This is a genomic window from Bartonella vinsonii subsp. arupensis OK-94-513 (genome assembly GCF_000278235.1).
GTDB classification, from domain to species: Bacteria; Pseudomonadota; Alphaproteobacteria; order Rhizobiales; family Rhizobiaceae; genus Bartonella; species Bartonella arupensis.
On sequence record NZ_JH725037.1, the window covers coordinates 750989 to 762388 of the forward strand.

At 38.1% G+C, this 11400-nt stretch carries 13 protein-coding genes; 8 read left to right on the forward strand and 5 right to left on the reverse strand.

Annotation, left to right across the window (positions count from 1 at the left end; genetic code table 11):
• The first annotated feature begins 371 nt into the window (after positions 1-371).
• From rsmI to ME1_RS03280, 4 genes are all read left to right on the forward strand, one after another.
• Positions 372-1259 carry a 16S rRNA (cytidine(1402)-2'-O)-methyltransferase gene (gene rsmI / locus ME1_RS03265; protein ID WP_004863167.1) on the forward strand — a complete coding sequence of 296 codons (888 nt, stop codon included), beginning with the start codon at positions 372-374 and terminating at the stop codon, positions 1257-1259.
• A 23-nt stretch (positions 1260-1282) separates the two neighbouring features.
• Positions 1283-1651: a YraN family protein gene (locus ME1_RS03270; RefSeq protein ID WP_004863170.1), complete on the forward strand. Its 369-nt coding sequence runs from the start codon at positions 1283-1285 to the stop codon at positions 1649-1651.
• 103 nt (positions 1652-1754) lie between these two features.
• Positions 1755-2000 (forward strand): hypothetical protein, encoded by a 246-nt coding sequence (locus tag ME1_RS03275; RefSeq protein WP_004863173.1) that lies wholly within the window; start codon positions 1755-1757, stop codon positions 1998-2000.
• Positions 2001-2059: 59 nt separating this feature from the next.
• Positions 2060-2851, forward strand: coding sequence for a pyrroline-5-carboxylate reductase (locus tag ME1_RS03280; protein WP_004863176.1), 792 nt, complete (start codon positions 2060-2062; stop codon positions 2849-2851).
• Between the two features lie 445 nt (positions 2852-3296).
• On the opposite strand, the gene ME1_RS03285 is transcribed toward ME1_RS03280, so the two are convergent.
• Genes ME1_RS03285 through ME1_RS03295 form a run of 3 tightly spaced genes read right to left on the reverse strand, consistent with a single transcriptional unit; the run spans position 3297 to position 6684 of the window.
• A complete protein-coding gene (locus ME1_RS03285) occupies positions 3297-4958 on the reverse strand; it encodes an electron transfer flavoprotein-ubiquinone oxidoreductase (RefSeq protein ID WP_004863179.1) in 1662 nt (553 codons plus the stop codon).
• 3 nt (positions 4959-4961) lie between these two features.
• Positions 4962-5885, reverse strand: coding sequence for an electron transfer flavoprotein subunit alpha/FixB family protein (locus ME1_RS03290; RefSeq protein WP_004863182.1), 924 nt, complete (start codon positions 5883-5885; stop codon positions 4962-4964).
• A 52-nt stretch (positions 5886-5937) separates the two neighbouring features.
• Positions 5938-6684, reverse strand: coding sequence for an electron transfer flavoprotein subunit beta/FixA family protein (locus tag ME1_RS03295; protein WP_004863184.1), 747 nt, complete (start codon positions 6682-6684; stop codon positions 5938-5940).
• A gap of 587 nt (positions 6685-7271) precedes the next feature.
• Here ME1_RS03295 and ME1_RS03300 point away from each other — a divergent pair.
• The 3 genes from ME1_RS03300 (at position 7272) to ME1_RS03310 (ending at position 9990) form a co-directional block, all read left to right on the forward strand.
• Positions 7272-8090, forward strand: a complete 819-nt coding sequence (locus tag ME1_RS03300) for a hypothetical protein (RefSeq protein ID WP_004863187.1) — start codon at positions 7272-7274, stop codon at positions 8088-8090.
• Between the two features lie 167 nt (positions 8091-8257).
• Complete coding sequence (locus ME1_RS03305) at positions 8258-9178, forward strand: sulfite exporter TauE/SafE family protein (RefSeq protein WP_004863190.1); 921 nt, start codon at positions 8258-8260, stop codon at positions 9176-9178.
• 2 nt (positions 9179-9180) lie between these two features.
• On the forward strand, positions 9181-9990 hold the full coding sequence (locus ME1_RS03310; protein WP_004863193.1) for a TIGR02186 family protein: 810 nt from the start codon (positions 9181-9183) through the stop codon (positions 9988-9990).
• A 22-nt stretch (positions 9991-10012) separates the two neighbouring features.
• Here the strand turns inward: ME1_RS03310 and ME1_RS03315 are convergent, their stop codons facing one another.
• Positions 10013-10276, reverse strand: coding sequence for a DUF6460 domain-containing protein (locus tag ME1_RS03315; RefSeq protein ID WP_004863196.1), 264 nt, complete (start codon positions 10274-10276; stop codon positions 10013-10015).
• Positions 10277-10354: 78 nt separating this feature from the next.
• Positions 10355-10486 carry a hypothetical protein gene (locus tag ME1_RS08320; protein WP_004863199.1) on the reverse strand — a complete coding sequence of 44 codons (132 nt, stop codon included), beginning with the start codon at positions 10484-10486 and terminating at the stop codon, positions 10355-10357.
• Between the two features lie 709 nt (positions 10487-11195).
• Between ME1_RS08320 and ME1_RS08180 the strand changes: the two genes are divergently transcribed.
• Positions 11196-11400 (forward strand): hypothetical protein (locus ME1_RS08180; protein WP_004863201.1); only part of this gene is annotated, 205 nt, incomplete at its 3' end.

Here is an 11400-nt window from a genome sequence, read left to right on the forward strand (position 1 = left end):
GCTGATTTTAAAATACTGGCGCTATGAGATCATTTAGAACATTGCGCTTTTAAAAAGACGGAATAAGACTAAAATCTGGATGGATAGAAAAATTATTCGTCACTTGAAGAAAAAAGTTTGCGGAGAATTACAGAAGCTCATGTGCTGTCAGATGGGGGAATTTATTCTACTAGAAGCCATGATAATGATCACAAACGCGTTATCGCACTAAGAAGATATTGGAGTAAGCACTCTTGTTATGGTACGAGCGATTATTGAAGCTGTTGCTCTTTTGGTGGTGGCAAAAAAATGGCAGAAATGGATGATGTTCACGCGTTTAAGATTTTAGTAAAATCTGATGGAGAGAGGTTCTTTGATGATGAAAGAAGAGCATGTGTGAAAAAGCATATTTTATAGGTGCTCATGCTTATTGTGCGCCAGTCATAGAACCAGCGCTTTATCTCGTGTCAACACCTATCGGGAATCTTGGAGATATTACTCTTCGTGCTTTGCAGGTGCTTGCAGGCGTTGATATTTTAGCTTGTGAGGATACGCGGGTAACACGTGTTCTCTTAGAACGCTACGCTATTCAGAAAAAATTGTTTCTTTATCATGAACATAATGCACAAAAAGCAGGACCAAAATTATTAGCAGCTTTGGCAGAAAATAAAAGCGTGGCACTTATCTCAGATGCTGGAACACCGCTTATTTCTGATCCTGGATTTCGATTGGTAGAAGAGACGCGTAAAGCTGGTTATAAAATTGTTCCGATTCCTGGAGCATCCGCTCTTTTAGCTGCTCTTGTCACGACGGGACTTCCCACCGATAGCTTTTTCTTTGCAGGTTTTTTGAGTGCGCGCAAGGTTCAGCGTCAAAAGCGTTTAGAACAATTAAAAGCTATTCCTGCGACTTTGGTTTTTTATGAATCACCCCATCGTCTTGTCGAGACTTTACAGGATATGATTTCTGTTTTTTCGGCTGATCGTCCTGCGGCAATTTGTCGTGAATTAACAAAAAAGTTTGAAACAATAGATGTTTCCAATTTAGGAAATTTATTCGAAAGTTACAGAAAACAGGACCATATTCGTGGGGAAATTGTTGTGCTTGTTGGGGAGGCTCTTTCCTCTTTTGAAGTGATGAGCAATCAAGAAATTGATGAAATGTTATTGGAATTGGCACGTACACATTCTACAGCTCAAGCTGCTGCTTTAGCGGCTAAGAAAACGGGTTTAAAAAAGCAAGAACTTTTTCAGCGGTTGATTTTTTTGAAGGAGGCATAAAACTTTAAAGGATGCGTAAGTTTATGCAAAAAGAGCGCAGAAAAAAGTCTTTTTATCGAGGCGTTCGTGCAGAAAAATGGGCCGCTTGGTGGCTGCGACTTAAAGGATTTCATATTGCTGAAATTCGCTTTAAAACAAAGTGTGGTGAAATCGATTTAATTGCACGGCGTGGAAATCTTGTTTTAATTGTGGAGGTCAAAGCACGTTCAACCTTGGCTGAAGCAATGGCTGCGGTTTCTCGGGTAAATGAGAGGAGAATCGAAGCAGCAGCCGATATTTGGCTTGCACGACAAAAAGATCATGCTCTTTTATGTGTACGCTTTGACCTCATTGCAATTTTGCCGTGGCGTTGGCCACAGCATATTCCTGCTTTTTTTACATCTGATAAATAAGAGTTTCTATATCATTTTAACCATGGTAGATGAAAAATATTTCGTTTTATACAGATGGGGTAGGGGGAGTGCGTCACAATTTGAGCGTTATGAGGAGCAAAATATGGACGATTATGAAAAATTTGCAACGGGTTTGTTGATTGTTTTTGGAGCACTGATTATAGGCGGTTTAATGGCAATGCATATTGTCCTTATGAACAAGCCAGGTTTTTTATTTGCATTAGCGGCTGCTGTCGTTGGTTGGTTTTCTGCTTTTGCGGTTCTCTTTGATAAGCCTAAAGTCTATTTGGGATTGATTATTCTTGCCATGTTATGTGTTGCTTCTTCAATTACTATTTATGTGAGTTAATTCGTTAAAATGTATGAACTGTTGGTTGAATCTTCCTTTAGTAAGAGAAAGGAATAAAAATGAAAATTGGTTTTTTGGGAACAGGTAAAATCAGCACTTCAATGATTGATGGCTTAATAAAGAGCAATTTTGATGTTCCTTCTCTTATCATTTCACCGCGCAATGCGCAAAGTGCAGAGCGTCTTTCGCACAAGTATGATAAGGTTATCATTGCTGAAAATAATCAAGCATTGCTGGATATGAGTGATTGTGTTTTTCTTTGTTTGCCTAACCAAGTTGCTAAAGAAGTCTTAAGTTCTCTTCGATTTCATTCCGAACAGCTTGTTGTTTCTGTACTTGCTATGGCAAAAGCAGCAGAAGTTGAAGAGTGGATCAACCATAAGGTTTATCGTGCTGTTCCGCTTCCTTTTGTAGCAGAATGTAAAAATTTGACGCCAATTTATCCTGATCATCCCTTTTTACGTCGTTTATTTGATGCATTGGGGGGCACATTGGTGTTGGATGCAGAAGAGCAGTTTAATCTTTTCATGACTGCTGGTTCACTCATGGGCGTGTATTTTAATTTTATAGAAACAGCACATCAATGGTTTATAACACAGGGGTTAAAGAAACAGCAATCAGCCGATTTTCTTGCTATGATGTTTGGGAACCTTACGGATGAAATGCGTAGAATTACAGAAATAGATGGTCCTTCCTCTCTTGATTTTGCATTGCTTGAGAAAGAGTTTTCAACAAAAGGAGGTACGAATGAACTTTTATCGAACTGTTTTTCTCGCCAAGGGGGAAGGGACGCCTTAATAACAGCTCTTGAGACCACTTTACAAAAAATGAATGCTTCATTTTCCCATTAAAATGTTGGTTCCATATTTTTTGATCTCAATGAAAGAGGTATTAGGGCAGTTTGTTTAGAGTGTGAATATCTACCAAATTATCTGCTATAGACATTTTAAAAGAAAGCAGATTGATTTTCAGGATTTATTCTCTAGTCGTCAGTTGATTTATAAAAATAATGCATTGGATAAAGTAAGTTTGTGAATAAGCAGCGTAATGTTGGTATGCTGTGCTTCATAAAAAAGAAATAGTGGGGAGAGGCGGTAGTTTGCGTCTTTAGAGCAGAATAGTGAAAATATCTTCGTCATTACCTTTTTGTGGCAGTGATGATAGAACTTGTTTTATAGAGTGAAAAAGTGCGCGCATTGAAAGACACAGAAGAAGTTCTGAACAGAAGAAGTTCTGATTTGAAAAATACTCTCGTTGATTGAGGTTTTGTACACTCTCATTAATGCGGAATGATGATCACATATTCAAATACAAGGGGCCCTCACTGCCTTGTGGACAGGTCCAATTAATATTTTGGTTGGGATCTTTGATATCGCATGTTTTACAGTGTATACAGTTTGAAGCGTTAATAACATAGGTTGGCTGATCATGGTGGTTTAGCCATTCATAGACAGCGACAGGGCAATAGCGGGCGGAAGGTCCTGCATAAATTGCATATTCAGAGTCTTTTTGTTTTTCTAATGAAGATATTTTTAAATGGCATGGTTGATTTTCTTCATGGTGCGTATTGGAAAGCGCAACACTGGAAAGGCGATCAAAGGTGACAATGCCATCGGGTTTTGGATAAGCAATGGGGTTAAATTTTGCTGCTGGTTCAAGACATGCATAGTCTGCTTTTCCATGGGGGAGTGTTTTAAATAAAGAAAAGCCAAAAAGCTGTTGCCACCATATATCAAAACCAGCAAGTTTAATCCCATATTTTGTACCATATTTTGCCCAAAGTGGTTTGGCATTACGCACTTTATAAAGATCTTTGCCAATAGGGCCTTTTCGCCAATGTTCTTCTATTTCTTTGACTTCATCATGGGCGCGTCCTTGTGCAAGAGCTATAGCTATTTTTTCGGCTGCTAATATGCCAGATAAGATGGCATTGTGTGAGCCTTTGATACGAGGCACATTGACAAAGCCGGCAGAACAACCAATAAGTGCTCCTCCGGGGAAGGTCAGTTTTGGTACAGATTGCCATCCTCCTTCGCTAATAACACGTGCGCCATAGGAAAGGCGCTTTGCGCCTTTGAAGATTTCATAGAGTTTGGGATGTGTTTTAAAGCGTTGAAATTCTTCAAAGGGAGAGAGATAAGGATTTTTATAATCTAAATGGACAACAAAGCCTACAGAAATTAAATTATTTTCCTGATGATAAAGAAAACCTCCACCGCCGGTGTTATCGTCTAAGGGCCATCCAGCGAAATGTTGAACTAAACCAGATTTATGTTTTTGGGGATCAATTTCCCAGAGCTCTTTGAATCCGAGACCAAATTTTTGTGGTTCACGGTTGTTACTAAGATCAAATTTCTTGATGAGTTGTTTGGCAATAGAACCACGAGCTCCTTCCGCAATGAGAATATATTTTGCTAATAAAGCCATGCCAGGCATATAATTTTTTCCGAGAGTTCCATCTTTGTTAATACCCATATCACCCGTAAGAACACCGATGATGGCTCCCTTATCGTTTTGAATGGTCTCTGAGATAGCAAAACCAGGATAAATTTCTACACCAAGCGCTTCGGCTTTTTTACTGAGCCAACGGCAGACATCACCGAGTGAAACGATATAGCATCCATTATTGGATAAGATTTTTGGGTGAAAAATGTTGGGAAAAAGTGTAGCATGTTGTGGCTTTAGAAAAAAAAATTGATCGCTGGTGACAGGTGTTTTAAAGGGATGGTCGTGTTCATTTCGCCATTCTGGCAAGAGTGTATCAATGCCAATGGGATCAACAACTGCACCTGACAGAATGTGTGCACCAACTTCAGCCCCTTTTTCAACGATTGTCACAGAAAGTTCAGGATTAATCTGTTTGAGACGAATTGCTGCAGAAAGTCCTGCGGGGCCCGCTCCGACAATTACGATGTCAAATTCCATACTCTCACGTTGCTGATGCAAAGATGCATTCATAGTTTATAAAGCTTTCTCCAGCTCAGGAATAATGTGGTGAAGATCGCCTACAAGGGCATAGTCAGCAATTTGCATGATGGGGGCTTCTGCATCTTTATTAATGGCTACAATAATTTGTGCATCCATTATACCGGCTAAATGCTGGATTGCGCCGGAAATGCCGACAGCGATGTAAAGTTCAGGGGCAACGATTTTTCCTGTTTGTCCAATTTGCCAATCATTAGGAGCGTAGCCAGCGTCAACTGCTGCGCGGCTGGCACCCAGAGCCGCTTCTAGTTTGTTTGCAAGGGGAAGAAGGAGTGCCATAAATTGCTCTTGTGAACCAAGACCGCGTCCGCCTGATATAATAACACGTGCTGAAGTAAGATCAGGGCGATTGCTTTTGTTGGTTTCTGCTTTTACAAAAGAAGAAAGATTGGGATTGGGCGCTGGTGTTATTGGTGTAATGGGAGTAGAATTATTATCGTGAGAAGAGGTTGGTGTGAAAGAGGCTGTACGAACTGTTATAACTTTTTGGCGATCATTGGTGCGTATAGTTTCGAGAGCATTGCCTGCATAAATTGGTCGTTTAAAGGTATCGGGTGCAAGAACTGCGATAATATCTGAAATTTGCATAAGATCAAGAAGAGCAGCTACACGGGGCATTACATTTTTGCCGATACTGGTAGAGGCGGCCATGATCACATCATAATCTTTTGCTAATTTGACAATTGTATTTGCCGTAGGTTCCGCCAGTTGATGGGCTAAATAATCCGCTTCAGCGATAAGCACTTGTCGCACACCAGTGAGTTTAGCATGTTTTTCGGCAAGTGCTTGGACGTTTGTTCCACAAACCAAAATATCGATTTCGTTATTGATTGCATGAGCAGCAGTGAGTACTTTTGCGGTTTGTTCTGTATTCTGTTCGGCCAATAAAAGAATTGCCATATCTTTTTACCTTTTTATGCAGTGTTGCTTTTAATCATTTGGTTTTCGAATATTAAATACAATTTGTTCGTTTTAGCACACTTACAAGTTCTGCTACATGAGCCATTTTAACACCGGGTTGACGGGGTTTTTGTTCTTCAACCCTTAAGGTTGTTAAGCGTGGTTGCGTATCTATACCAAAATCAGCAAGTGCTTTTTGTTCGATGGGTTTCTTTTTCGCTTTCATGATATTGGGCAGAGAAGTATAACGCGGTTCGTTTAAGCGCAGATCAGCAGTCATCACTATAGGAAGGGGGAGGCGAATGGTTTGTGTGCCGTTATCTACTTCGCGGATAACTGTTGCGTGTCCATTTTCTATACTTAAATGCGAAGCAAAAGTTGCTTGTCCCCAACCAAGAAGAGCTGCTAGCATTTGTCCGGTTTGGTTGTTATCATCATCAATGGCTTGTTTTCCCAAAAAGACCATATCTGGTTTCTCTTCATGAACAATAGCTTTAAGAATCTTAGCAATTGCTAAGGATTCAAGTGTTTTTTCCGTTGTTACAAGGATGGCTCGATCAGCTCCCATTGCGAGTCCTGTTCTCAAAGTTTCTTGTGCTACTTCTGGTCCAATTGAAACGAGAACAACTTCGGAAATTTTGCCGGATTCTTTTTGGCGGATTGCCTCTTCCACGGCGATTTCGTCAAAAGGGTTCATAGACATTTTTACGTGAGACAAATCAACGCCTGTGCTATCAGGTTTGACGCGTATTTTGATATTATAATCAACAACACGTTTGACAGCGACAATTATCTTCATGATGATCCTCTTTGTTTTTTTGATTACAACTTTATAGTAATCTTCACAAGAAACCAAATCGTTTAGAATTGAATTTCATTTATCATTGATTTTCCCATTATATAAGCTTTCTTGCATCTTTTTATATCCTTTTCTCAATGGTACGCGTTTCTCATTTTGTTTTTTGTGCACTTTAAATAATTGTCACCTTTGCTTGAATAAAAAGAAAAAACAATATGCTTTTATTTCAAATAAATGCGTTGGTCATAGTTTATAAAACAGTTTTAAAAGAACTTAAAATAAAAGCGATAAAAAATGGTATTCGAAGAGTAAAATGAGAAGAACCTTTTTTCGTTCCGTATATACAGTTTGTAAGAGGATAAAGAGTCTTTTACGTTATGACAAAAGGGTAAAAAAGCCAAAGAGAGGAATGATTTTTCTGTTTAGACTTTGAGAAGAGTAAAATCAAATATGGTTTATTTGAATATTTTTGGAAGTCTTAAAGCTCTATTTACTAAAATAGAGCACATTTCTCTATCATTTGTGCGATTCTTTGCAGAAAAATTAAGGAAGCGTAGCATTTGTAAAGACAATGAGGGATAGCGTTTTTGAATACAAAGAGTCATACTATAAAGCAGGTTAAGCATGATAAACCTTCTTTTTTTGTTGTGGAACAAAATGAGAGGATGGACACGTCTACGGAAGTAACGATGTCGGACATTGCTAAAAAATTACGCTCTGTTTATGCACAAATGCAAATGAAGCACTCTCCTCGTCATTCGATATCGCAAAGTCCTGTGGAAGAGCGTTTTAAATCTTACTTGGATGATATTAGTCGGGCGATTTTGGCTGAGTATTCTATGCGCCGTCAAAAAGAAAAAAAGCTTTTTGAGTGTTTAGACCAGATTAAAATGCTTGTTCAGGGGTTGCAGAGTGAAAAGAAGATCTTAGAAGAAGCAGTGATAACACGGCGTATGTCTCGTTCAAAATCACCTGATTCTGTTGTGCAGCACCTTGCTCATATGGCATGTGAAGAAAATAAAGAACGCTCATTGCTTCAAGAGGAAGCAAGTTTTTCTGGCAAAAACATCATAACTCCAAGCCAAAAAAATGTTGAAAATATCTTGCAACAGGGGAATAAAAGTTCTTTACCAAGTGATGCTACGAAGCTTTCTTCAAAGGAGATTGTGAAGTTTGTGGAGCATTCTGCAAGAGAAGAAAGATGCTCTGATGTTCAAGAATCTGGTCGTTGCATTGAGAGTGAATCGTTTTCTTCCTTAAAGGTAGGGACTCAGAAGCATGTCTCTTTTTTACGTTTTTTTGTAAAAAAAATGCTTCCTTGTTTTTTAGTCATTGCATTTATAGCAACGATAACGGTATGCTTTTATGACTTTTTAAGAGGAGCTCTTTTAAATTTTACGATTTAGTAGGGGAATTGATGTGAGATGTTTTGCACACATCATTTTGCAAAAGCATGGATGGCATCTAAAATTACCTTTTAAAATATGTGACAAAGAGTGTTGAGGTAGAAAGATTATTGGAGAGGGGATCTCGAATTATCTAAAAACCTTAAATGATCTTGAAGGTTCTATAAGTGAGTATTTATTTACCAATTGCTGAAATGTCACTCAATATGCTGATCTTGATTGGTATGGGGGTGGTTGCTGGTTTTTTTTCAGGTCTTTTTGGCATTGGGGGCGGTTTTCTCATCACGCCTTTATTGATTTTCTATAATATTCCTCCTGCTATTGCTGTGGGAACAGGAGCCAACCAGATGATTGCATCATCTGTGACAGGGGCGATTACACATTTTAGAAGGCGCACTCTTGATATCAAGCTTGGTCTTCTTTTAGCGATGGGAGGGGGAATAGGCTCTGTCATCGGTATACAGATTTTTTCTGTTCTGAAAAAACTGGGACAATTAGATCTCATGATTTCGCTTCTTTATGTGATTCTTCTAGGAAGCGTAGGAAGTTTGATGATTATTGAAAGTTGGTGCGATATGTTGCGCCAGCGCAAGACACCAAAAGTCAATATTCGTCTTGCTAGGAGGCATAACTGGATTCATCGCTTGCCTTTCAAAATGCGTTTTCGCACATCAATGATATATGTCAGCATTATTCCAGTTTTAGGGATTGGTCTTATTGTTGGGTTATTGTCTTCTATTATGGGAATTGGCGGGGGATTCTTTATGATACCAGCGTTGATTTACCTTTTGCGTGTTCCAACCAGTGTGGTGATTGGAACTTCACTTTTTCAGATTACATTTGTGTCCTCTTTCACGACCGTTTTACAAAGTGTGAGTAATCAGTCAGTTGATATTGTTTTGGCTTTTTTGCTGATGCTTGGAGGAAGTATTGGGGCACAATATGGAACAAGGGCTGGACGCAAGTTGAAGGCTGAACAATTGCGTATGGCACTTGCATTCTTGGTATTGGTTGTCTGTATGCGTCTTGCTTTTCAATTATTTGTACGCCCCGATAATCTTTTCTCTCTGGATATTCTTATGAGATAAAAATGGGTAGATTATTTTCTTTATGCATTTTTACTGGTTGTTTTTTTGTGGTCCCTTTTTCTACGTGGGCAAATGTTGGGGCAAAAGCGGCATTTGTTGATCAAGTTGATCACGAAACTATCCAGATTATCGTAACAACCAAAACGATTACGGTTGATGCACATTTTGATGGTCGTGATCTTTATATTGCTGGTGTTTTGGAAAATGTCGATCCATTATATTCTCAGCAGAACCGTTATGATGTTGTTGTCAGCCTAGAGGGGCCGTCTCGGCCGATGGTTATGCGGGAAAAGAAGCGGAATGCGGGTGTTTGGGTTAACGCAGATTCCCTCACTTTTAAAAATGTGCCTCTCTTTTATTCTATGGTCACAACGCGTGAGATTGATGAGATTACTAGCGTTGAAGATTACAAACGCTTAGGGCTAGGATTATCCTATTTGTTGTTGCAGACAGATGAACAGGATTTTGGGAAAATACAAACTTTTCGTGATGAACTTATAAAATTGCAAAAGGCCAAAAATCTTTATCATGAAGAAGCGGGAGGTGTTCGTTTTGGTTCCGGTGCACTTTTTACAGCACATTTTCGTTTGCCGGCAAATACGCCTGTTGGACATTATCAGGTTCGTGCTTATCTTTTTCGCGATGGGCAGTTTATTGATCATGCAGCCACCACTCTTGAAATCGTTAAAGCACATATTGCTTATACCATTTTTCACGCCGCCCACAAATATAGTTTTTTATATGGTATTGTTGCGGTGATTGTAGCTGTTAGCACAGGTTTTTTATGTCGTTTGATTTTTCGAAAAGACTAGAAAAAGGTAAAAGCAAAAGTATTTATTTTTTATGAAAAATGCGTAAAAGAAGAAAAATAGGTACAACAATGATGGCTCCCATCATGGTCATGTGGAAAAAGTTTGTAAGAGTTATAAATCCTGTTTCCCATAGAGATCTAAAAAATTCTGTTATTGTTCGCATAAGACTTCGAGGGGTCCATCCGAGAAAATTCAGTACAATACCAACAAGAAGTGAAATGGTGAGCAGCTTTATAGCTACACGTCCTAATGTTCCTCCAAGAAATGTGTGAAAAGAATTGGACATATTTTTCCTTTTGTTTATTTGGATATATCTTTAAAATATACTGCGTATTTGTTGCATCATATAATGGTATTGTCATCCTCAATAAGGAATATTTTTTCTGTTTCTTCTTACTTTCTTTTCGAGCTCGCCGCCTTTTAATACTGGTGTAACCTCTCTGCTGGTTTCTGAAACACGTTCGTGTTCTGTTGGCATTTTTCGAGATATTTTCATAGTATTCCTTTTTATTAACTTTATGGATATTCTTTAATTTCTATAAATTCGCAAGATAATTTCGTAATATTTCGACATTTTACATGATGGTGGAATTTTTTATTGCGTCGAATATTCTATAATGGATTAATATGTTGTGTATAGAACGTAATTTCAAGACATTCTCTTTTATAAAGAGATTATTCCCCTTGATTAAGTTATATTTATATTATTAATATTGAATATTTCAATCTCTGTGAATTAAAAAAAAGTTACAATAAATCTAACAGAATTGAATTTTTCTGGAAGAGTGGGGGGAATGTATTGTTAAAAAAGTTTATTTATGTGCGAGTGTGGGGGAGAAATTAGGTTACTACCTGCTTATACTTCAAATCACACTCATTTTTTCCTTAAAATGATGTGTGTGGTGAAGGTTATTATTGGCGTGAAGTTATGGAACACTCAAATTCCCTCCTGAAGAAGGATTGGAAATGGTTATTTTAGGTAATTTACAACTTATTCTAGGATTATTGAAATTTAAATTTTGTTATTGAGGCTTTTGAATCAACAGGGGATAATGTAATGATATTTCTAAAAAATTGATGACACTTCTAGAAAATCGCAAAACGAAATTTGAAGAAGCAGATCTGTTTGATGAAGCCAAAAAGGAATTTTTTTCTATGTCATCAGTTATAATGTGACATCATTTATTAAAGTGCTGTCATTCGTAATGTCTTCTGCCTGTATCGGATTTATTTTCATTGCATATTTTGGTTTTTCCTCTCGTATTTTGGAGGAAATGAGTGTTTGGCAAAGGGCTGCTGCTCTTGGCGGTTTTGGTATTTTGCCTTTAGGAGGTGTGCTTTCTAAGCCTGATTTTATTTGTTTTGCATGTTGTTGCATGGGGAATTTATACAATAATTTTAAAAGGAAAA

Bases quoted from the DNA above. Each gene is read 5' to 3' on its own strand.
- rsmI (WP_004863167.1), top strand. From the start codon at position 372: ATGTGTGAAAAAGCATATTTTATAGGTGCTCATGCTTATTGTGCGCCA.
- ME1_RS03270 (WP_004863170.1), top strand. From the start codon at position 1,283: ATGCAAAAAGAGCGCAGAAAAAAGTCTTTTTATCGAGGCGTTCGTGCA.
- ME1_RS03275 (WP_004863173.1), top strand. From the start codon at position 1,755: ATGGACGATTATGAAAAATTTGCAACGGGTTTGTTGATTGTTTTTGGA.
- ME1_RS03280 (WP_004863176.1), top strand. From the start codon at position 2,060: ATGAAAATTGGTTTTTTGGGAACAGGTAAAATCAGCACTTCAATGATT.
- ME1_RS03285 (WP_004863179.1), bottom strand. From the start codon at position 4,958: ATGAATGCATCTTTGCATCAGCAACGTGAGAGTATGGAATTTGACATC.
- ME1_RS03290 (WP_004863182.1), bottom strand. From the start codon at position 5,885: ATGGCAATTCTTTTATTGGCCGAACAGAATACAGAACAAACCGCAAAA.
- ME1_RS03295 (WP_004863184.1), bottom strand. From the start codon at position 6,684: ATGAAGATAATTGTCGCTGTCAAACGTGTTGTTGATTATAATATCAAA.
- ME1_RS03310 (WP_004863193.1), top strand. From the start codon at position 9,181: ATGGGTAGATTATTTTCTTTATGCATTTTTACTGGTTGTTTTTTTGTG.
- ME1_RS03315 (WP_004863196.1), bottom strand. From the start codon at position 10,276: ATGTCCAATTCTTTTCACACATTTCTTGGAGGAACATTAGGACGTGTA.
- ME1_RS08320 (WP_004863199.1), bottom strand. From the start codon at position 10,486: ATGAAAATATCTCGAAAAATGCCAACAGAACACGAACGTGTTTCAGAA.